The sequence below is a fragment of the Agrobacterium sp. SORGH_AS_0440 genome, assembly GCF_031453135.1.
In the GTDB taxonomy this organism is placed as follows: domain Bacteria; phylum Pseudomonadota; class Alphaproteobacteria; order Rhizobiales; family Rhizobiaceae; genus Agrobacterium; species Agrobacterium pusense.
Map to the genome: position 1 here is coordinate 996,012 of NZ_JAVIYR010000001.1, position 21,078 is coordinate 1,017,089.

15 protein-coding genes and 1 pseudogene are annotated in these 21,078 nt (G+C 59.5%); 9 read left to right on the plus strand and 7 right to left on the minus strand.

Annotation, left to right across the window (positions count from 1 at the left end; genetic code table 11):
- Nucleotides 1-4: 4 nt before the first annotated feature.
- On the minus strand, nucleotides 5-1,474 hold the full coding sequence (locus tag QE453_RS04615) for a glycosyl transferase family protein (protein WP_309776486.1): 1,470 nt from the start codon (nucleotides 1,472-1,474) through the stop codon (nucleotides 5-7).
- 148 nt (nucleotides 1,475-1,622) lie between these two features.
- Here QE453_RS04615 and QE453_RS04620 point away from each other — a divergent pair, with 148 nt between their 5' ends.
- A complete protein-coding gene (locus QE453_RS04620; protein WP_111813654.1) occupies nucleotides 1,623-3,728 on the plus strand; it encodes a TonB-dependent siderophore receptor in 2,106 nt (701 codons plus the stop codon).
- A 156-nt stretch (nucleotides 3,729-3,884) separates the two neighbouring features.
- Nucleotides 3,885-4,340, plus strand: a complete 456-nt coding sequence (gene soxR / locus QE453_RS04625) for a redox-sensitive transcriptional activator SoxR (RefSeq protein WP_003584914.1) — start codon at nucleotides 3,885-3,887, stop codon at nucleotides 4,338-4,340.
- Between the two features lie 30 nt (nucleotides 4,341-4,370).
- Here soxR and amyA read toward each other — a convergent pair whose 3' ends face one another.
- From amyA to QE453_RS04655, 6 genes are all read right to left on the minus strand, one after another.
- Entirely contained in the window at nucleotides 4,371-5,858 is a 1,488-nt protein-coding gene (gene amyA / locus QE453_RS04630) for an alpha-amylase (protein WP_244455989.1), read from the minus strand.
- Nucleotides 5,859-5,969: 111 nt separating this feature from the next.
- Nucleotides 5,970-7,700, minus strand: a complete 1,731-nt coding sequence (locus QE453_RS04635; RefSeq protein WP_309776487.1) for a biotin carboxylase N-terminal domain-containing protein — start codon at nucleotides 7,698-7,700, stop codon at nucleotides 5,970-5,972.
- Nucleotides 7,697-9,307, minus strand: a complete 1,611-nt coding sequence (locus QE453_RS04640; RefSeq protein WP_309776488.1) for a 5-oxoprolinase/urea amidolyase family protein — start codon at nucleotides 9,305-9,307, stop codon at nucleotides 7,697-7,699. The genes QE453_RS04635 and QE453_RS04640 overlap by 4 nt, the downstream gene beginning before the upstream one ends.
- A gap of 7 nt (nucleotides 9,308-9,314) precedes the next feature.
- The gene (locus tag QE453_RS04645; RefSeq protein ID WP_035207330.1) at nucleotides 9,315-10,124 is read right to left on the minus strand and encodes a putative hydro-lyase; all 810 of its coding nucleotides are present in this window, start codon (nucleotides 10,122-10,124) and stop codon (nucleotides 9,315-9,317) included.
- 11 nt (nucleotides 10,125-10,135) lie between these two features.
- A complete protein-coding gene (locus QE453_RS04650; protein ID WP_309776489.1) occupies nucleotides 10,136-10,903 on the minus strand; it encodes a 5-oxoprolinase subunit PxpA in 768 nt (255 codons plus the stop codon).
- Between the two features lie 19 nt (nucleotides 10,904-10,922).
- On the minus strand, nucleotides 10,923-12,179 hold the full coding sequence (locus tag QE453_RS04655) for a divalent metal cation transporter (protein ID WP_309776490.1): 1,257 nt from the start codon (nucleotides 12,177-12,179) through the stop codon (nucleotides 10,923-10,925).
- Between the two features lie 266 nt (nucleotides 12,180-12,445).
- On the opposite strand from QE453_RS04655, the gene QE453_RS04660 reads away from it, so the two are divergent.
- From QE453_RS04660 to nirB, 7 genes and pseudogenes are all read left to right on the plus strand, one after another.
- On the plus strand, nucleotides 12,446-13,111 hold the full coding sequence (locus QE453_RS04660) for a GntR family transcriptional regulator (protein WP_004437233.1): 666 nt from the start codon (nucleotides 12,446-12,448) through the stop codon (nucleotides 13,109-13,111).
- A gap of 100 nt (nucleotides 13,112-13,211) precedes the next feature.
- Nucleotides 13,212-13,799, plus strand: coding sequence for an ANTAR domain-containing response regulator (locus QE453_RS04665; RefSeq protein ID WP_006699921.1), 588 nt, complete (start codon nucleotides 13,212-13,214; stop codon nucleotides 13,797-13,799).
- 33 nt (nucleotides 13,800-13,832) lie between these two features.
- Nucleotides 13,833-15,128, plus strand: coding sequence for a CmpA/NrtA family ABC transporter substrate-binding protein (locus QE453_RS04670; protein WP_309776491.1), 1,296 nt, complete (start codon nucleotides 13,833-13,835; stop codon nucleotides 15,126-15,128).
- Nucleotides 15,129-15,504: 376 nt separating this feature from the next.
- The gene (locus tag QE453_RS04675; RefSeq protein ID WP_309776492.1) at nucleotides 15,505-16,800 is read left to right on the plus strand and encodes a CmpA/NrtA family ABC transporter substrate-binding protein; all 1,296 of its coding nucleotides are present in this window, start codon (nucleotides 15,505-15,507) and stop codon (nucleotides 16,798-16,800) included.
- Nucleotides 16,801-16,913: 113 nt separating this feature from the next.
- On the plus strand, nucleotides 16,914-17,807 hold the full coding sequence (ntrB, locus tag QE453_RS04680) for a nitrate ABC transporter permease (protein ID WP_022563288.1): 894 nt from the start codon (nucleotides 16,914-16,916) through the stop codon (nucleotides 17,805-17,807).
- 13 nt (nucleotides 17,808-17,820) lie between these two features.
- On the plus strand, nucleotides 17,821-18,618 hold the full coding sequence (locus tag QE453_RS04685; RefSeq protein ID WP_309776493.1) for an ABC transporter ATP-binding protein: 798 nt from the start codon (nucleotides 17,821-17,823) through the stop codon (nucleotides 18,616-18,618).
- A 5-nt stretch (nucleotides 18,619-18,623) separates the two neighbouring features.
- Nucleotides 18,624-21,073: pseudogene (gene nirB / locus QE453_RS04690) on the plus strand (nitrite reductase large subunit NirB).
- The last annotated feature ends 5 nt before the right edge of the window (nucleotides 21,074-21,078 follow it).

A 21,078-nucleotide genomic window follows, 5' to 3' on the forward strand; every position in this document is an offset into this window, starting at 1 on the left:
ATGCTCAGACGCTGACCAGATTGCGCGTCCTCTCGTTCCAGAGCTTGAGGCTTTTCGCGTAAGCTTCGTCAAAGGAAAGCCCCATGTCATTGACGAGCATCAACGCGGCGGCGGCGGTGGATATGATGATGGTTTCCGCCCTTTCGTCTTTCGCGGCTCCCGTCCAGACTGCACGCCAATATTCGAAGGTGGTAAACATGGTTGGCATTTCGGCAGGCGGTGCTTCGCGGGCGGGGACCAGGGCCTCCACGTCCCTTCCGCTTGAAAGACCGAAAATCCGTGTGCTGCGGAATGGCGTGAACTGTGCGAAATCCCGCGTGTTACCGAGTATGGCGAGATTCTCCACGGCGAGCAGGCGGGCGGTATCGCGATGCAGCTCCTGATAGGCCGGACGGGCAAGCCCTATAATGGTGCTCCTTGCGCGCAGTGGATTGAGAAGGTGGACGACAGTATGCACCGGCAGGCGCATTTCCAGAATGCCATGGAGACTGAGCAGGCTCTGGAATTGCACAGACAGGCCGCCCAGGGGTAGATAGGCGATCCGTTCGGATGACGTGGCCTCGGCCGCCTGCGAAAGCGAACGGCAAAGGGGAATACCGCAGGCTTGTGCGGCGCGTTCGAGCTTGCCGCCATTTTCGCCCTGACCAACATGGCCGTGCAGCAGCACCCTGTACCCCGCCATGGAAACGAGGCGGGCGGAATGCACGAACCATGGCGCGTCGCGGTGTTTGGGGGACATATAAGCCGGCCAGTCGAGATCGACGGTGACAGGCCGGTAGCGGTCTCGCCCGACATGTCGCCACGTCGCCTGGATGAAGCCGGCCAGTTCGGCCGCCGTCACGCCGCGATAATGCATGGTGGCGAGCAGTGCCCCGATCTGTATCGGATCGGCATCCCCTTCCAGAATGATCGACAGTGCATCCGTCGCCTCCGATTGGCTGAGCGGACGGCTGTTGCCTATTCCCATCGCAGACGTTGCAATATACTTGGCGAGCCGTTCCTGTGGGGCGGAATTGTGGCCGATGCGGGCGAGACGCTCGGCAATGTTTTCCGGCGTCGGCTGACCTTCAAGAAGAATGCTGGGGCGAAGGGAAAGTGGCGGTGCTTTCATCAATGCCGGCTGCTCCCAGCCGCTCTTATTGATGGTGGCCGGCGCCTCGGGTTCTTCCTGCGAGTAATCGATCAGATTTTCGGCCTCTGCCGCCAGGGAGCGGATGCGCAGGCGCATGGCTTCGGCAAAGGGGGTGGGGCGCAGGCCTTGGCCGGTGCGGAGAAAGAGCTGGTCCCCGTATTTTTCCCGTAGCTGCTGCAAGATCCGGCTCATCGATGATGTTGGAAGTCCCATGCCCGCCGCGGCGCGGCTGACACTACCTTCCCGCAACAAAGCATCAAAAGCGACAAGCAGTTTCAGCTGCCCAAGCCTGTCGGGTTTTGCCGTGGAAGCCGGTCCGTCTTTTCTCTTGCTGGTTGTCATCTGGCGAATTTTTACTCCACTCCTCTTAAGAGGGAGCCCTTTTTGCAATTTCTAGAATTTAGAACTGTTCGAAAACAAACCTGTTGCGCCTACACGCCCCTCGTAAATAAGTGGGGTGAAATTCTCAAGTTAAATGCGGGGGCATAACATGGAATTGAAGTACCGGGGCTGCAAAAAGGCTTCGATGACAATAAAGACTACTTTTTCGGCAGCAATGGCGGGAACCGCGTTAAATATTGCTCTGCCCGCTTTTGCGCAGCAGGTATCCGAAAATACCACTGTTCTTGAGCAGATCGTCGTCACCGCGTCCGGTTTCGAGCAGAATGTAAAAGACGCTCCGGCCAGCATCACCGTCGTCACACGGGAGGATCTGGAAAAGGGGGCGTATCGCGACCTGACTGACGCCTTGCGCGAAGTGCAGGGCGTGTCCGTCACCGGGATCGCCAACGAAAAGGATGTTTTCATCCGCGGCTTGCCGGGCGCCTATACGTTGATCCTCGTTGACGGCAAGCGGCAGAGCACGCGCGATGCCCGCACGAATGGCAACTCCGGCTTCGAACAGAGCTTCGTGCCGCCGGTTTCGGCGATCGAACGTATCGAAGTGGTGCGCGGTCCCATGTCCTCGCTTTATGGCTCGGATGCCATGGGCGGCGTGATCAACATCATCACCCGCAAGGTCGGCGACGTCTGGTCGGGCTCCGTCACCACCGAGGGCACGGTTCAACAACATTCGAAATTCGGCAACAGCGGCCAGGTCTCCTGGTATGCGAACGGTCCGATCCTCAAGGATCAGCTTGGTCTGCAGCTCTGGGGCAGGGGCTTCACGCGCGGCGAAGACCGCATTTTGAGCGGGACCACCGGCGCCAAGGAATATGATTTCAACGGCCGCCTGACGTTTACGCCGAACGAAGATCACGACATCTATCTCGAGGGTGGCAAGACAAGGCTACGCCGGAGCGCCGAGCCTGGCGAATCGCTCGCGGCCAATAGCGACGGCACCTACAACATCAACACGCGTGACCACTGGTCACTCTCGCACACCGGCCGCTGGGGACCGACCACATCCGAATTCTCGTTGCAGCAGGAATGGGCGGAACGCACCAATTTCACCAGAAACATCCGAACCGGCCGCGTGACTGAAAATGCACGCTCGCCGGAGGTGCGCAATACCGTGCTCGATGGCAAGTTCACCACGCCTTTCGAGCTCTTCGGCAACCACACACTGGTCACGGGCGGCCAATATTTCGAGGCACGGCTGACGGACCAGAACCCGGGCCGCCGTACCGGCCGGGACGAGACGTTTTCGGCCACGCAATGGGCTCTATTCCTTGAGGATGAGTGGCGCATCGTCGACAATTTCGCGCTGACGGGCGGGCTTCGCCTCGATAACCATGAAAAATACGGCAATCATTTCAGCCCGCGTCTTTATGGCGTCTGGAGCGCCACGGAAGAGCTGACCATCAAGGGCGGCGTTTCCACCGGTTTCCGCGCACCGGAAATCCGTCAGATCGCGCCGGGTTATGCCTATACGACAGGTGGGGGCGGTTGCACCTATGGTCCGAGCGGCACCTGCGGTGTGATCATCGGCGATCCCAACCTCGAAGCGGAAAAAAGCACGAGTTACGAAGTGGCGGCACTTTGGGAGAATGGTGACGTCGCTCTGGGGGCCACCTATTTCTACACCGATTTCAAGGACAAGATTTCCAACGCGCTGGTGCTCAATCCCGATGGAACGCCTGTCCGCTGGAGCGAAGACCGCAACTACCGCCTCTGGTATAATTACAATATCGACGATGCGGTCATTCAGGGTGTGGAATTGACGGCGACCTGGTACGCGACGCCGGAACTGACGCTGCGCGGCAACTATACCTATACGCATTCCGAACAGAAGACCGGTGATTACCAAGGTTTTCCATTGGCGCGGACACCGGAGCATATGGCCAATCTGCGCGGCGACTGGGTGACACCGATCGATGGTCTTGAAGCCTGGGCCTCGCTGAATTACCACGGATCGGAAATCAATGCCGGCCCGCGCATCGGCACGAACGGCACGCCGGTGACGATCAACGGCAAGGCCGGTCGAAAATATGACGCCTACACCACGCTGGATATCGGCGCGAAATATGCGGTCGCCGAAAATGTCGATCTCAATGCCGCCGTCTACAACGTCTTCGACAAGGATGTCGGCACCGACGATTTCAACACCGTCATGGAAGGCCGTCGTTTCTGGATCAGCATGACAGCGAAGTTCTGATCCAGTCATAGCCGCGAAATTCGGAGGCGCCATCGGGCGCCTCTTTTTTTGACCGTTGGTCTATTGACCTCAACTATGGTTGAGGAATTATATCGGCTGCTCTTCGTTGTGTTTCCGCGTTTCCGAGCGGAAATCGGTCCGGAAGCAGGAGCCAGAATGGAAAATACCATACTCAAACACAGCCTGACGGTGGGAGAGGTTGCCCGCCGCAGCGGCATCGCCGTCTCCACCATCCATTTTTACGAGGCGAAGGGATTGATCGAGGGCTGGCGCACCGCCGGCAATCAACGCCGTTATCATCGCGCGGTTCTGAGGCGCATCGCCATCATCCGCATTGCACAGCGGGCGGGTATACAGCTGAGCATCATCAGGGACGCGATGGCCGACCTGCCGCAGGATCGGGTGGCGACAACAGCCGACTGGCGCAGGTTCTCCCAATCCTGGCGGGAAATGCTCCAGCTCCGCATCAACAACCTGATCATGCTGCGCGACCAGCTTACCGGCTGTATCGGTTGCGGGTGCCTTTCGCTGGATGATTGTCCGTTGCGCAATCCGAACGATGTTCTCGCCGATAACGGCGCAGGTCCCCGCCGCCTCGTTTCGGCAGAGTGAGCATAATTTTCGGACCGTTAGCCTTGTTGCTCACCCGGATTCGGCTGGCACCCAAACGCTGACACTGCCGCCATTGGTGGGGAAGACGCCCTTGCCGCTCTCATCGAGGGTGATCTCCTCTTGACGGTGCCCGAGGAAGTCGCGCCAGACCGCCCCTGCATGATCCGGACCGAGATCGACATGCTTTTCCGCCGGTTCGCCATTCGACATCACCACGACACAGCCCGGCGCATCGGCGGTGCCATGGCGAATGAAGGCGATGCAGTTCGGGTCATCGAAAATGTCCGTCTGTACGCCATTGGCGAAACGGCTGCGCGCCTCTATGAGCTTCGGCAGGCATTCGATGGCCGGCATATCGATTTTGTACGCATTGCCGTCATTACCCGTGTCGGTATAGCTCGTGCCGAACAGATCGGGATAAAAAACGCAAGGCACGCCGTTTTCACGCAGCAATATGATCGCATAGGCGAGGGGCTTGAACCAGGGCTCCACCGGAGCCTCCAGCGATTGCAATGGCTGGGTGTCGTGGTTATCGACGAGCGTGACGGCGTGATCGGGAACGGCGGAAACAAGCGCACCATCGAAAATGCTGCGCATGTCAAAATCACCCCCCTGTTTCGACGCGTCGTGGAAGCTGTGGTGAAGGGCGACATCGAAAAGCATCAGCTGCTTGTCGACGAGTTCGAGATAGCTCTTCAAGGCCTCAAGATCGGGGTGCCAATATTCCGCTACGACGAAAAGATCGGGGTCAATAGTCTCGCGCATATGGCCGACCCAGTCGCGGAAGAACCATGCCGGAATATGTTTCGCGGCATCCAGACGGAAGCCGTCCACCTGGACCTGCTCGGAAAGCCAGCGGCCCCAATATTTGAGCTCTTCATAGACGGCCCGATTGCGAAACTCGACATCCGCGCCCATGAGATAGTCGAAATTGCCGTTTTCCTGATCGACTTCCTCGTTCCACTCACCGTCGCCATATTCGTTGACGAGCCGGAAAATGCCGTCTTCGGTCGGCTCTTCGATGTGATCGACGCCGCTGAAACATTTCTGGTCCCAGATGAATTTGGAATGCACGCCGCCTCGGCCGGGAAAGGTGAAACGTGTATAAGCGAGTGCGGAAAAATCCTCGTCGTCGATATCCGTGCGATCGTCGGGATTGACGCGGCGAACCCGTACCTTTTCCTTCTCGTCGGCACCCATCTTGTGATTGAGAACGACGTCGTGAATGACACGGATGCCATTCTCTTTCAGCGTCTTGCCCGCATGCTCGAGGGCGCCACGATCACCGTATTTGGTGGCGACGGTGCCCTTCTGGTCAAATTCGCCGAGGTCGAAGAGATCGTAGGTGTCATATCCAACCGAATAACCGCCGGCGGCGCCCTTGTAGGCGGGCGGCAGCCAGACGTCGGTAATGCCCATTTTGGCAAGGCTTTCGGCCTTCTCGGCCACCTCGCTCCATAATTTCCCTCCGTCCGGATAATACCAATGGAAGAATTGAAGCAAGGTGCGTCCGGCCATATGTCCCTCACGATGGTTAGCAGGTCGCGCCATAAACGGCCCGGTGACGAAAGGGTTCCGCCACCGGGGATGCGCGATCTGCGATTATGAGGTCGTTGCGGCGCTTCAATATTAGCCGGCTATTTCGAGCACCCTATCGCCGGCCTGAAGATAGTCGCCTTCCTTGCCGATCAGGCGGATCCTGCCGGCCCTGGTGGCGACAATCTGCGTCTCCATCTTCATTGCTTCCATGATTGCCAGGAGATCACCTTCCGCGACCGTGTCGCCATCTTTTACCTTGAAGGACTGCAAGGTGCCGGAAACGGGAGCAGTGATTTCACCCTCGTTCCTGTCGACCGCAGTGCCGGAAACGGACGCCTGGCCGCCGTTGACGCTGCCGAGGCTGGAAAGGAGAATGCTGGGCAGGCCGACCGAAACACGCTTTCCGTCAATCTCGAGATAGGTTCGTGTCATGGAAGGATCGTCGGCCGGTGCCGGGCGCTCCATGGCGTCGGGCATGGCCGCAAAATCGGTTTCGATCCAGCGGGTGTGAACCTTGAACCGATCCGTGCCGATGAAGTCGTCCGTCTCGATCGCGGCGCGATGGAACGGAAGAACGGTCGCGATACCCTCGATGCGGAATTCCTTCAGCGCGCGACGGGCACGGCGCAGAACCTGATCGCGGTCAACACCTGTCACGATGAGCTTCGCCATCAGCGAGTCGAAGACACCAGGCACGACGGAGCCGCTGACGACACCGCTATCCATGCGAATGCCGGGACCGGACGGCGCGTCGAAAACCGAGATCGAGCCGGGCGTCGGCAGGAAGCCGCGGCCAGGGTCTTCGGCATTGATGCGGAACTCCATGGAGTGACCGCGGGGTTCGGGCGTTTCGAGGATACGCAGCTTCTGGCCTTCGGCAATACGGAACTGTTCGATGACGAGATCGATGCCGGTGGTTTCCTCGGTGACAGGATGTTCCACCTGCAGGCGCGTATTGACCTCGAGGAAAGAAATCGTGCCGTCAACGCCGAGCAGGAATTCGACGGTGCCGGCGCCGGAATACCCGGCTGCGGCGCAGATCGCCTTGGCGGCGTCATGGATTTTTTGGCGCTGCTCATCGGACAGGAAGGGGGCTGGAGCCTCTTCGATCAGTTTCTGGTTCCGGCGTTGCAGCGAGCAGTCCCGGGTGCCGAGAACAAGCACATTGCCGTGTTTATCGGCCAGAACCTGCGCTTCTATATGGCGCGGTCGGTCAAGGAAGCGCTCGAGAAAGCATTCGCCACGACCGAAGGCGGCGGTTGCTTCGCGCACGGCGGATTCGTAGAGGTCGGCGATCTCCTCCATTTTCCAGGCAACCTTCAGGCCGCGCCCGCCACCGCCATGGGCAGCCTTGATGGCGACCGGCAGGCCGTGCTGTTCGGCGAAGGCGGTGACTTCCGCGGCGGAAGAGACGGGGCCATCACTGCCGGCAACCAGTGGTGCGCCAACGCCGGTGGCGATGCGCCGTGCCTCGACCTTATCGCCCAGCGCCTCGATGACATGAGGGTCGGGACCGATCCAGATCAGGCCGGCATCGATGACGGCTTGGGCAAACTCCGCGCGTTCGGACAGAAAGCCGTAACCGGGATGCACGGCGTCCGCGCCAGCGCGTTTGGCAACCGCGATCAGCTTGGTAATGTCGAGATAGGTCTCGGCGGGGCGCACGCCCTCCAGCGCATAGGCCTCATCCGCCAGCCGGACGAAAAGCGCGTCCTGATCGGGATCGGCATAAACGGCGACCGATTGCAGGCCGTAATCGCGACAGGCGCGGATGATGCGCACCGCGATCTCGCCGCGATTGGCAATCAGCACTTTTTTCATCGCTTTTCTCCTCGGAATTCTATGTTTTTGGCCGCGATTTCGGCAAAGGAGCCGATCGGGCGAAATTTGATTTTGGCGTTGACGGGGATCTGCCCGGCAAGATCGAGATGATATTCGGCCACTGCGCCGATGACGGGATAACCACCGGTCAGCGGGTGATCGGCAAGGAAAAGAACCGGCTGGCCGCTATGGGGAATCTGGATCGCGCCCGTTGCCGTGCCTTCGCTCGGAAGCTCCGCACTGTCCTTGCGTTCCACCGGCACGTCGCCTGAGAGGCGAATGCCGACCCGGTTCGATTGTGGGGTGACCTGCCAGAGCTGGCTGGTCAGCGTCTCGATACCCTTCTGCGTAAACCAGTCCGTTCGAGGGCCGAGAACGATATCCAGTGTCACGATCTCGCCCGTTGCCGGCGGCTCGAAAGCCGGAACCTCGTTGATCGATACGCTGGAAAGGCCGGACGTCTCACCCTTAAGCGGCAGGATGGCGCCTGCACCGACCGGCTCCGGGCCAACAACGGCAAGTGTATCCGTCGCGAAACTGCCGAGCACCGGCTCGGCATCGAAGCCACCGCGCACCGCAAGATAACAACGCATACCTTTCGATGGCTGGCCGAAAGTGACCACATCACCGGCCTCAAGGGAAACCGGTGCATGCGCCTTTGCAACGAAACTGCGATCTGCCGCCGTTATGGTGATGGGGCAGGGGGCGCCGGCTGTGCCAATGACTGCTCTGCTCGTGCTCCTGAAAGAAAAACCGCCGAGCGTCAGTTCGAGGCACGGCGTATTGACCGGATTGCCGACGATACGGTTTGCGGCGTTGAACGCGCCGCGATCCAGCGCGCCGGAGGCCGATACGCCCTGTCCGGTCTGGCCAAAGCGGCCGAGATCCTGGAAAATTGCCGGCATCGGAGCGGCGAGCACCTCGAAATGCGGGCCGTCCTTTGTTTGCCCTTTTTCGCGCTGTGTCGGGCCTGGAATGTCGACTGTTCTGCCGGCCTTGTCCATGTCGAAGAAACGCACCCGGTAACCCGGCTGGAAAAGCGCGCCGGGCTCACGGTCGATGTCCCACATCTTCACCGGCGTGGTGCCGATGATCTGCCAGCCGCCGGGGCTGTTTTGCGGGTAGACGCCGCTGAAAGCACCGGCCAATGCTACGGAGCCGGCCGGAATACGGGTGCGCGGGCTTTGCCGGCGCGGGACATGCAGCGCGGGATCGCCTCCGACCAGATAACCAAAACCGGGAGCGAAGCCGCAGAATGCAACGGTGAATTCGCTTTCGGTGTGCCGGCGGATAACCTCTTTGATGCTCAGGCCGGTTAGTTCGGCAACATCTGCAAGGTCTTCGCCATTATAACGGACGGGGATTTCGACAAGATTGTCCGACGGCGCGATCTTTGCCGATAGATCGCGGCTCGCAAGCCGCGCAGCCAGCGCTTCGGAGCCGATCTTCTCGGGCCGGAACCGGATCATCAGCGTGCGGGCAGCCGGCACCGTCTCTTCTATGCCTTCGACGGGATCGTTCTGCAGCGAGGCGAAAAGCGCCAGCGTTTCATCGAGATCGGCGAGTTCGACAAGAATGGTGGCGAGGCTGACGGGAAGAAAACGCATCATATCCTCACGCGTGATAGGCGGAATCGGGAATATCGGTAATGAACATGTGTCCCGGCGCATGGGTAATGGCAAAGGGAACACCGGATGCCATCACGGCGGCCTGTGGGGTGACGCCGCAGGCCCAGAAGACCGGAACCTCGCCGGGTTCAATCCGCACCGCGTCGCCAAAATCGGGCTTTGCGAGATCGGTAATGCCGATCTCCTCGGGCGCACCCACATGCACGGGCGAACCATGCACCGCTGGAAAACGTCCCGAAATGGTCGCCGCATCAGCGACGCGCGACGCCGGGATCGGCCGCATGGAAACGACCATATTGCCCTTCAGCCGACCGGCCGGACGGCAGGGGCGGTTGGTGAGATACATGGGCACATTGCTCTTGTCCGTCATATGACGGATTTCGATACCCGCCTCCACCATCGGTGTTTCGAAGGTGAAGCTGCAGCCAATGAGGAAGGCGACGAGATCGTCGCGCTCAGCCCATGCGGCGGTGGCATCAGCGGTTTCCTCAACAAGCTTGCCGTCACGCCAGATGCGATAAAGCGGCAGATCAGTCCTGAGATCGGCGCCAGGCGCCAGAAGAGTGGTCGGCGATCCGGGATCGGACACGTCGAGTACCGGGCAGGGCTTGGGATTGCGTTGCGCATAAAGCAGGAAATCGAAAGCCCAGTCGCGCGGCAGCACGATCATGTTCGCCTGCGTGAAGCCGGGCGCGATGCCGGAGGTAGGGGCGACAAGACCAGCGCGATAGGTGGCGCGGGCCTTGCGGGCGGCGTCCGCGTCCGTGTGATTGAGATAGGATGTGGGTATCGTCATCGGCTATCCTTTCAGCGATTGGATGCAAAAGAGCGGATGTCGATGCCATCAGCCTCGAGGCGCCGGCGGATTTCCTGGGCGATGGCGACCGCACCGGGGCTGTCGCCATGTACACAGATGGATTGCGCCTCGATTTTTATAATACTGCCATCGATCGCCTCCAGCGTGCCTTCGCGCGCAAGCTGCACCATGCGGTCGGCAATTTTTGCCGCGTCATGTAATACGGCACCGGCTTCCCGGCGGGAAACGAGCTGGCCCTGAGGCGTATAGGCGCGATCGGCAAAAGCTTCGGCAACGACGGCAAGACCGGACTTGCGGGCGAGATCGAGGATGGGCGCGTTCGCAAGGCCCATCAACACCAGTGAAGAATCTATGGCCTTGATGCCGTCGATCACGGCCTGCCCCTGTTTCGCATCATTGGCGATGCGGTTGTAAAGTGCGCCATGCGGCTTCACGTAACGCACCGTGGTGCCCGCAGCGGCGGCAACACCCTTCAGCGCGCCTATCTGGTAGATGACATCGGCAATCAGTTCTTCCGAGGTGGCGTCCAGATCGCGGCGGCCGAAGCCGACGCGGTCAGGATAGGAGACATGGGCGCCAACGACCACGCCCTTTTCGGCAGCGGCCTTGACGGTGCGGTAGATGCCGGCCGGGTCGCCTGCGTGAAATCCGCAGGCGATGTTGGCGCTGGAAACGATGGCGAGCATCGCCTCGTCATCACCCATACGCCATGCGCCGTAACTTTCGCCAAGATCGCTGTTGAGATCGATAGCGGCCATGTTTGCCTCCCTTATTCCATCAGTAGCCGAGCAGGGCAAAGATCGCGCCCGCCGATTTATAGGCCATATACCAGGTGAGCGCGCAGGTCAGCACGCCAAGCACCAGTAGCCAGCGCGGGTAGTGGTACCCGTGCATCAGATCCGCGCGCTTCCAGGCGGCATACATGAAGATTGAAAGACCGATCGGCAGGACGAGACCGTTGAGACCGCCGACGAAGACGAGCATGGCTGCAGGCGGGGTGGTGATGATGACATAGGCAATCAGCGAAATGGCGATGAAGCCGACCGTTGCCAGATTACGCTGACGCTCCGTTATGTCAGGCTTGAAAGCTGTCAGGAATGACACGGAGGTATAGGCCGCGCCGACGATGCTGGTCATGGCCGAGGCGAGGAAGACGGCGCCGAACAGGCGGTAGCCGATATTGCCGGCGGCGGCATGGAAAGCCTGGCCGGCCGGATTCGCCGCCTTGCCGGAGAGATCGATGACCACGCCACTTGCGACAACGCCGAGGATGGCAAGGAACAGGACGTAGCGCAGAACGCCGGTGATGGCGATGCCGCTGAGCGCCGCGCGATTGACCGCGTTGATATTTTCAATGCCCACCATGCCCTTGTCCAGCAGGCGATGCGCACCGGCATAGGTGATGTAGCCGCCAACCGTGCCGCCGACGATGGTGGTGATGGTGACGAAATCGATGGTGTCTGGCAGGAAAGTCTGGCGGAAGGCTTCCGCGACCGGCGGGCCGGAAATATATGCCGCATAAACGATCAGCGCCAGCTTGACAAAGGCCGCGACGAAAACCACGCGGTCCATGGCAATGCCGGCGCGGCGGGACAGGAAGATTCCGATGGCCGCCAGTGCACCGATTGCACCGCCGATCTTCGGATCGAGATCGATCATGGCGTTGAAGCCGAGGCCCGCGCCGCCAATATTGCCGATGTTGAAGAACAGGCCGCCGATAATGACGAGAATCGCAAGCAGATAACCCGAACCCGGAATAGCGGCATTGGCAATGGCCGGTGCCCGCATGCGGGTAATGGTGACGATGCGCCAGATATTGGCCTGCACGACAAAGTCGATGAGGACGGAAATGACGATGGCGAATGCGAATGCGGCGCCCAGTTTAACCGTGAAATTTGCGGTCTGTGTGATGAAGCCCGGTCCGACGGCCGACATCGACATCAAGAACATTGCCGAAAGCAAGGCATACCGTTGATTCTTCGCCTTGCGCGCAACCTCGTTAGGGTCGGCGGGCGAGAGCTTATTCTGCTCCATGGATTTTCTCCGCTCCATTTGCAATCCGCCCCTCGCGGATGCTTTATGAGACCGAGTTTGGCCTGTTCCGCGAAATTGTCAACATTGTTCAACAATAAATAATAATCGTTCTCTTATTTTGTCTATTTGTTGGACGTTATGCGCATGAATTCAGCATGTTTTTTTCGTGCTTTGCTAATGCTTTGTGCTATGGGCAGAACATGCCGTGTCCGAACATGCCTGTCACGGAATTCCCGATGCTGCATTGCTCTTAGGAAAGGAGCGCCATGACGGAAACGATAGAGGGTCTGCCGCTTGCGGATCGATTGGCCAAGGGTATTCGTACCCTGCTGATATCAGGTGAGCTGGCGCCGGGGCAGCGCCTGTCAGAGGCAGCCTTCAGTGAACGTTTCGATGTCTCCCGCAATTCGCTGCGCGAGGCATTCCGGCTTTTGACCAAGGATGGGCTTCTGCGTCATGAGGCCAATCGCGGTGTGTTCGTCGCAGTTCCCACCATGTCCTCGGTCATCGATATCTACCGGGTGCGGCGCATGGTGGAATGCGGCGCGCTGAGGCAGGCCTGGCACAAGCACCCCGCGATCAAAACGATGCGGGCGGCGGTTGAGGATGCGAAGGTGAAGCGTGAGGCTGCTGATTGGCTGGGCGTGGGCAGCGCCAACATGAAATTTCATGCAGCTGTCGTTGATCTCCTCGACAGTGCCCGGATCAGCGATTTTTACGAGCGTATTGCCGCTGAACTCCGGCTGTGTTTCGGTCTCTTGAAAGATCCCGAACAGCTTCATTCTCCATTTGTCGACATGAACAGCAAAATTCTGTCACTGATGGAGGAAGGCAAGGCGCAGGAAGCGGGCGACGAGATGGACACCTATCTCAATCTTTCAGAGCGTACGGTCCTGAAAGCGCTCGAACGTGCCGTGGAACACGCCTCCTGACATAGCGGGCGACGGCGGCGAAACGTCTCGTGCCGTACTGTTTCACTTTTGCCGATCAGGGCGATTGCCAAGTTTGCTGCGCTGCGTCATCAATGCTGACATGACGCTTCGCGACCTGACAATTCTCGTTATCGACGAAAACGCGATCCGCGCTTCCATCATAGAGGAGGGCCTGCGCGAGGCGGGCTATCAGCGCGTTACCGTCATCCACGAGGTGAACGGGGTGGCGCGCACCATCGAGACGCTGCAGCCTGATGTCATTTTCATCGATCTTGAAAATCCCAATCGTGACATGATGGAGCATCTGTTTCAGCTCACCCGCACGGTTGGCCGGCCTATCGCCATGTTTGTCGATCGTTCCGACACCGCCTCCATCGAGGCAGCCGTCGAGGCCGGTGTCTCCGCCTATGTGGTGGACGGGTTGAAGAAAGAGCGTGTGAAACCGATTCTCGATATGGCGGTCAGCCGCTTCAATGCTTTCAGCCGCCTGCAGCGGGAGCTGGCCGATGCGAAATCGGCGCTTGAGGAGCGCAAGGTCATCGAACGCGCCAAAGGCATATTGATGAAGATGCGCGGCCTTTCTGAAGAAGAGGCCTTTGCACTTCTGCGGCAAACGGCAATGAACGAGAAAAAGAAGATTTCCGAGATCGCGCAAAGCGTGGTCACCGCGGCCGGTCTGTTGATGTGACGAAGACCAGCCGGACAGCGTGGAGTGAATAACATGGCGGCACCGGAACAAGCGGCAGGACCAGACAGCGGAGCGACGAAAACCCCGGGCGCACCGGCAAGGGTCGGTGGTGACCGGCAGAAAATCCTGCGTGCTGGCTTTATACCCCTTGTTGACGCATCGGTTCTTATCGCAGCGGCCGAATTCGGCTTTGCAGAACGCGAGGGCATTACGCTCGATCTCGTGAAAGACGTTTCCTGGGCAAATGTGCGTGACCGGCTGGCGTTCCGGCAATTCGACATTGCCCATATGCTATCGCCAATGCCAGTCGCCTCCATGCTCGGGCTCGGTTCCAACCCGTCGCCGACGATTACGCCTTTTTCACTCGGACGCGGCGGCAATGCGATCACGCTTTCGACCCGCCTGTTTGACCGCATGAAGGCCGTGACCGGACTTTCCGAAACGGCGGGAGCGCTCGAAAATGCTAAGGCGCTGAAGCGTGTGCTCGATGATATGCGTGCCCGCGGCGAGCCGCCACCGACGCTTGGCATGACCTACCCGTTTTCCTCGCATAATTACGAATTTCGCTACTGGCTTGCCGCTGGTGGCATTCACCCCGATAACGATGTCAAGCTTGTGGTCGTGCCGCCGCCGTTGACATCGGATGCGCTCGCTGCGGGAGCGATTGACGGTTTCTGCGTTGGAGCGCCGTGGAATATCGTCGCCGCCGAACGCGGTGTCGGCCGGATCGTTGCCGCCAAGCAGGATTTGTGGCCTTCCGCACCCGAAAAGGTCATCGGCATGCGGCCCGAATGGGCGGCAAACCAACAAGAAGCGGTCGGACGGCTGCTGACGGCGCTTGATGCGGCCGCGCGCTGGTGCGACCTTGCAGAAAATCACGATGAACTAAGCCGGGCCCTTGCCGATCCGCGTTACATCGGAGCGCCTGAGGCGATTATCCGTCGTGTGCTTGCCGGTGAATTCAGCATTGATAGCCGGGGGAATAGGCGCGTGATCGACAAATATTTCACCTTTCATGGCGGCCATGCGAATTATCCCCGGCAAAGTCAGGCTTTGTGGATTTACAGCCAGATGATCCGCTGGGGGCAGGCGGAATTTTCTCGCAAAGGCGTGGCGGCCGCCTTGTCTTCCTACCGGCCGGATATTTACCGGGCGGTGCTGGGCGACGCCAATGCGCCTGATGATGCCGATATCCGTGTCGAAGGGCAGGAAGAGGGTGATCGTTTCGTAGATGGCCTCATATTCGATCCCGCCGACATAGAAGGCTATGTGAAGGAATTTTCAGTACGTACATCTACGGCTGTTTCTCAAGCTTCCGGTGAGGCATAAACGGCACCCAAGCTGGTCAAGCTGCGTAAAATTCAAGCGCTGGATTTCTCTATTTGCCCAAATGCAAGTCAAGAAAATCCCTGATCAAAATTTAATCGTATGGCTCATCTCCTGAAATACGCCTTTCTTTTCAGGGTTGTAATCTAATTTTGATAAACTGGCACGCCTTTTGCTTTTTGTTTTTCGCACCGGTCAACGGCGATCGGAGCAAGCAGGGCGCGGCATAGGCGCTTTCAAAGACACAGACGTCGCAAGGTTTTGCAGTCCGGACTTCTCCCGTCCGCAGACGCAAACACCGAGCGGCGTTTTTTTATTTTCCGGTTTTTTCGCAAGCGAAAACGTCACCTACGGGTGGCCCAATAAGGGGAACATGCGAATGAAAAAGATATTCTCCGGCGCTGTCAGCCGCCGCGCGATTTTGAAGACCACGGCCACCGCAGCCCTTGTCACTGCGGTACGCGGCGCGTTTCCCTCCGGGGCTTTCGCAGGCACCGCCGAGCCTGAGGTCAAAGGCGCAAAACTCGGCTTCATCGCACTGACCGACGCCGCACCGCTCGTTATCGCCGCGGAAAAGGGCCTCTTCGCCAAGCATGGCATGCCTGACGTCGAGGTTCTGAAGCAGGCGTCATGGGGCGCAACGCGCGACAATCTGGTGCTCGGCGGCGCTTCGAACGGTATTGACGGCGCGCATATTCTCACGCCGATGCCGTATCTGATGCATACGGGCAAGGTAACCCAGAACAATGTGCCGGTGCCGATGACAATCCTCGCCCGCCTGAACCTCGACAGCCAAGGCATCTCCGTCGCCAGGGAATATGCAGATACCGGCGTTCAACTCGATGCCTCCAAACTGAAGGTGGCGTTCGAGAAAAAGAAGGCGGAAGGCAAGGAAATCAAGGCCGCGATGACGTTCCCGGGCGGCACGCATGATCTCTGGATCCGCTATTGGCTTGCCGCCGGCGGTATCGATCCCGACAAGGACGTTTCCACCATCGTCGTTCCGCCGCCGCAGATGGTCGCCAACATGAAGGTTGGCAACATGGACGTCTTCTGTGTGGGCGAGCCCTGGAACGAGCAGTTGGTCAATCAGGGCATCGGTTTTACTGCCTGTACGACAGGCGAACTCTGGAAGGGCCATCCGGAAAAGGCGCTCGGCATGCGCGCCGACTGGGTGGAAAAGAACCCCAACGCCGCCAAGGCGCTGCTGATGGCGGTCATGGAAGCGCAGCAATGGTGCGACGAGATGGCGAACAAGGAAGAAATGTCCACCATCCTCGGCAAACGCCAATGGTTCAACGTGCCGCCGAAGGATGTGCTTGGCCGTCTGAAGGGCAATATCAATTACGGCAACGGCCGCGCGCTCGACGAAAACACCGGCCTGCAGATGAAGTTCTGGCAGGACCATGCCTCCTATCCCTTCCGCAGCCACGACAGCTGGTTCATCGCGGAAAACATCCGCTGGGGCAAATTCGCGCCCGACACCGATGTGAAGGCGCTGGTTGCGAAGGTGAACCGAGAGGATATCTGGCGCGCTGCCGCCAAGGATCTCGGCGTAACCGATCTGCCCGCTTCCACCTCGCGCGGCAAGGAAACCTTCTTCGACGGCAAGGTCTTCGACCCGGAAAACCCGTCGGCCTATCTCGAAAGCCTGTCCATCAAGGCGGCCTCCTGAGGAGGAGACCCGGGCGTCGCCCTTCATCCGCCGGCCGCGCTTCCCAACCGGTGCGGCTGAAGACCGGGTGAGGGGCGAGCCCAGACCGTAACCGACATCAAGAGGAAATGCCCATGTCCGCATTGGCCCGAAAATTCAACGAAGAGCCGCAGCAGCAGGCAGCGAAGAAGGCAAGTGTCGTGGCGCTTGCGCCGAAACAGTCGCCGCGGATTGATCTGCGCAAATGGGCTGTGGTAGCGGCCCGCAACATCATCCCACCGTTTGTCGTTCTCGCCATTCTGCTTGCTGTCTGGCAGCTGCTCTGTTCCGCCCCCGGCGCCTCCCTGCCGCCGCCGAGCCAGGTTTTCGAGGAGAGCTACGATCTCATCGTATCGCCGTTCTTCCATAATGGCTCGCAGGATATAGGTCTCGGCCTGCGCGTGCTGGTCTCGCTGGAGCGGGTGGCCTACGGTTTCGGCCTTGCCGCCATCGCCGGCATCATTCTCGGGGCTGTCATCGGCCAGTCGGTCTGGGCGATGCGCGGCCTCGATCCGATCTTTCAGGTGCTGCGCACCGTGCCGCCGCTCGCCTGGCTGCCGCTTTCACTGGCCGCCTTTCAGGACAGCAATCCGTCGGCCATTTTCGTGATCTTCATCACCTCCATCTGGCCGGTCATCATCAATACCGCAGTCGGCGTGCGGAACATTCCGCAGGATTACCGCAACGTGGCGCAGGTGCTGCGGCTGAACCAGCTCGAATTCTTCTTCAAGATCATGCTGCCATCGGCAGCACCCTACATCTTCACCGGCCTGCGCATCGGCATCGGCCTTTCGTGGCTCGCGATCGTGGCGGCGGAAATGCTGACCGGCGGCGTCGGTATCGGCTTCTTCATCTGGGATGCGTGGAATTCCTCGCGCCTGCCCGACATCATCGTGGCACTCGCCTACATCGGCGTCGTCGGCTTCATGCTCGACAAGCTGGTGGCGGCGCTCGGCAAGGTCATCACCCGCGGCGCTGCGGCCAACTGAAAGGGCGATAACTATGAACGTATATCTCAAGCTCGATCACATCGACAAATATTTCGACAAGGGCGGCTCGCGCGCCGAGGTGCTGAAAGGCATCAACCTCACTATCGAAAAGGGTGAATTCGTCTCGGTCATCGGCCACTCCGGTTGCGGCAAATCCACCATGCTGAACCTCATCGCCGGGTTGACGAAAGTCTCCGCCGGTGCCGTGCTCCTCGAAAACCGGGAGGTCAACGAACCCGGACCTGAACGCGCCGTCGTGTTTCAGAACCACAGCCTGCTGCCGTGGCTTTCGGTTTATGAAAACGTCAATCTCGCTGTCGAGAAGGTCTTCCGCAACACCAAGACCCGGACCGAGCGGCATGACTGGGTCATGCGCAATCTCGATCTCGTTCAGATGGGGCACGCGAAAGACAAAAAGCCTTCGGAAATTTCCGGCGGCATGAAACAGCGTGTCGGCATTGCCCGGGCGCTCGCCATGGAGCCGAAAATCCTGCTGCTGGACGAGCCTTTCGGGGCGCTGGATGCGCTGACCCGCGCTCATCTTCAGGATGCGGTGATGGAAATCCACGCCCGGCTCGGCAACACCATGGTCATGATCACCCATGACGTGGACGAGGCTGTGCTGCTCTCCGACCGTATCGTGATGATGACCAACGGTCCCGCAGCTCACATCGGCGAAGTGCTCGAGGTGCCGCTGGCACGCCCGCGCAACCGTATCGAGCTTGCATCCGACAAGACCTACCTCAAATGCCGCGAGGCCGTGCTGAAGTTCCTTTATGAACGTCACCGCTTCGTCGAAGCCGCGGAGTAACGACCATGACGCAGAAACTCGTCATCATCGGTAATGGCATGGCGCCGGGGCGCATGCTGGAAAACCTGTTCGAAACCGCGCCCGGCCTCTACGATGTCACCATTTTCAACGCTGAGCCGCGTGTTAATTACGATCGCATCATGCTCTCGCCGGTGCTTTCAGGCGAAAAGAGCTACGAGGACATCGTCATCCACAATGACGACTGGTATGCGGCCAATAATGTGACGCTGCACAAGGGTGCGAAGGTCACCGGTATCGATCGGGACAAAAAGACCGTCACCAGCGAAAACGGTATTACGGCTTCCTATGACAAGCTGGTGATCGCCACCGGTTCTCTGCCCTTCATCATTCCCGTCCCCGGCCATCAATTGCCCGGCGTGCTCGCCTATCGCGATCTCGATGATGTGACGAAGATGCTGGAGATCGCAGAAGGAAAGGGCCGCGCCATTGTCATCGGCGCCGGCCTTCTCGGGCTGGAAGCCGCCTATGGTCTCAAGCGTCAGGGAATGGACGTCACCGTCATCCACCTGATGCCGACGATCATGGAGCGTCAGCTTGATCCGGCAGCGGCCTATCTTCTGGAGAAGGCGCTCACCGAGCGCGGCATCGACATCATCACCAAGGCCAATACCAAATGCATTCTTGGCAAGGAGAAGGTCGAGGGCATCGAGCTGGAAGACGGCAGGATCATCAAAGGCGACATGGTGGTGATGGCGGTCGGTATCCGTCCCGCTTCCGGTCTTGCCAGGGAAGCCGGTCTTGCCGTCAATCGCGGTATCGTCGTTGACGATGGCATGATGACGTCGGACGCCTCGATCTATGCGCTCGGCGAATGCGCGGAACATCGCGGCATGTGCTACGGGCTGGTTGCCCCGCTTTATGAATCGGCCCGGGTGTTAGCCGACCGCCTTTGCGGCGGTTCGGCCGAATATCACGGCTCCGTCACTAACACGAAGCTCAAGGTCACCGGCATCAACCTGTTTTCCGCCGGCGATTTCGCAGAAGGCGACGACCGCGAGGAAATCGTGCTGCGAGACGCCACGGCCGGCGTCTATAAGCGCCTCATCCTGAAAGAAAACCGCATCATCGGTGCGGTGCTTTACGGCGAGACGGCGGATGGGTCGTGGTTCTTCGATCTGATGAAGAAGTCCACCGATATTTCCGCCATGCGCGAAACCCTGATCTTCGGTCAGGCCTATCAGGGAGGGTCGCCGCTGGACCCTATGGCGGCCGTTGCAGCCTTGCCGGATGATGCGGAAATCTGCGGCTGCAACGGCGTTTGCAAGGGTAAGATCACCTCGTCCATTACCTCCAAGGGATTGACGTCTCTGGATGATGTGCGCGCCCACACCAAGGCTTCCGCCTCCTGCGGCAATTGCACCGGCCTTGTCGAACAGCTGATGACGCTGACGCTCGGCGACAGTTATAACCCCGCTGCCGTGCAGCCCATGTGCAAATGCACCGATCTCGGCCACGACGATGTACGCCGTCTCATCAAGGCCAAGGGTCTGAAGACCATTCCAGCCGTGATGCAGGAGCTGGAATGGAAAACCTCCTGTGGCTGCGCAAAATGCCGGCCGGCGCTCAATTATTACCTCGTCTGCGACTGGCCGGATGAGTATGCCGATGATTACCAGTCGCGTTACATCAATGAGCGTGTTCACGCCAATATCCAGAAGGATGGGACCTATTCCGTCGTGCCGCGCATGTGGGGCGGTGTGACATCCTCTTCCGAACTTCGGGCGATTGCCGATGTGGTCGACAAGTTCGAAATCCCGATGGTTAAGGTGACGGGCGGCCAGCGCATCGACCTTCTCGGCATCGAGAAGGAGGATTTGCCGGCGGTCTGGGCCGATCTCGGCAAGGCCGGGTTCATTTCCGGCCAGGCCTATGCTAAGGGCTTGCGCACCGTGAAGACCTGTGTCGGCCAGCAATGGTGCCGCTTCGGCACGCAGGATTCCACCGGGCTTGGCATCCGCATTGAAAAATTCATGTGGGGATCGTGGACACCCGCCAAGCTGAAGCTTGCCGTTTCCGGCTGTCCGCGCAACTGCGCCGAGGCCACCTGCAAGGATATTGGCGTCATCTGCGTTGATTCCGGGTTCGAAATCCATTTCGCCGGTGCCGCCGGCCTCGATATCAAGGGCACTGAAGTTCTGGGTCTTGTCAGAACCGAGGATGAAGCGCTGGAGCATATCGTGGCGCTCACCCAAATGTACCGTGAGCAGGCGCGCTACCTTGAGCGCATCTACAAATGGGCCAAGCGCATCGGCTACGACGAGGTTCGTCGCCAGATCATGAATGATGCGGAGAAGCGTCGGGCCTATTTCGAACGCTTCGTCTTCAGCCAGAAATTCGCGCAGGTCGATCCCTGGTATCCGAGCGTGTGTCCGGCCACGACAAGCACGAATTCAGGCCCATGGCGGCAATCGGTTTCAATCAGGCAGCGGAGTGAGAACG

Coding starts and splice junctions, on each gene's coding strand:
- QE453_RS04615 (WP_309776486.1), bottom strand. CDS start 1,474: ATGACAACCAGCAAGAGAAAAGACGGACCGGCTTCCACGGCAAAACCC.
- QE453_RS04685 (WP_309776493.1), top strand. CDS start 17,821: ATGAACGTATATCTCAAGCTCGATCACATCGACAAATATTTCGACAAG.
- QE453_RS04650 (WP_309776489.1), bottom strand. CDS start 10,903: ATGGCCGCTATCGATCTCAACAGCGATCTTGGCGAAAGTTACGGCGCA.
- QE453_RS04655 (WP_309776490.1), bottom strand. CDS start 12,179: ATGGAGCAGAATAAGCTCTCGCCCGCCGACCCTAACGAGGTTGCGCGC.
- amyA (WP_244455989.1), bottom strand. CDS start 5,858: ATGGCCGGACGCACCTTGCTTCAATTCTTCCATTGGTATTATCCGGAC.
- QE453_RS04675 (WP_309776492.1), top strand. CDS start 15,505: ATGAAAAAGATATTCTCCGGCGCTGTCAGCCGCCGCGCGATTTTGAAG.
- QE453_RS04660 (WP_004437233.1), top strand. CDS start 12,446: ATGACGGAAACGATAGAGGGTCTGCCGCTTGCGGATCGATTGGCCAAG.
- QE453_RS04665 (WP_006699921.1), top strand. CDS start 13,212: ATGACGCTTCGCGACCTGACAATTCTCGTTATCGACGAAAACGCGATC.
- QE453_RS04635 (WP_309776487.1), bottom strand. CDS start 7,700: ATGAAAAAAGTGCTGATTGCCAATCGCGGCGAGATCGCGGTGCGCATC.
- QE453_RS04620 (WP_111813654.1), top strand. CDS start 1,623: ATGGAATTGAAGTACCGGGGCTGCAAAAAGGCTTCGATGACAATAAAG.
- soxR (WP_003584914.1), top strand. CDS start 3,885: ATGGAAAATACCATACTCAAACACAGCCTGACGGTGGGAGAGGTTGCC.
- QE453_RS04640 (WP_309776488.1), bottom strand. CDS start 9,307: ATGCGTTTTCTTCCCGTCAGCCTCGCCACCATTCTTGTCGAACTCGCC.
- QE453_RS04645 (WP_035207330.1), bottom strand. CDS start 10,124: ATGACGATACCCACATCCTATCTCAATCACACGGACGCGGACGCCGCC.
- ntrB (WP_022563288.1), top strand. CDS start 16,914: ATGTCCGCATTGGCCCGAAAATTCAACGAAGAGCCGCAGCAGCAGGCA.
- QE453_RS04670 (WP_309776491.1), top strand. CDS start 13,833: ATGGCGGCACCGGAACAAGCGGCAGGACCAGACAGCGGAGCGACGAAA.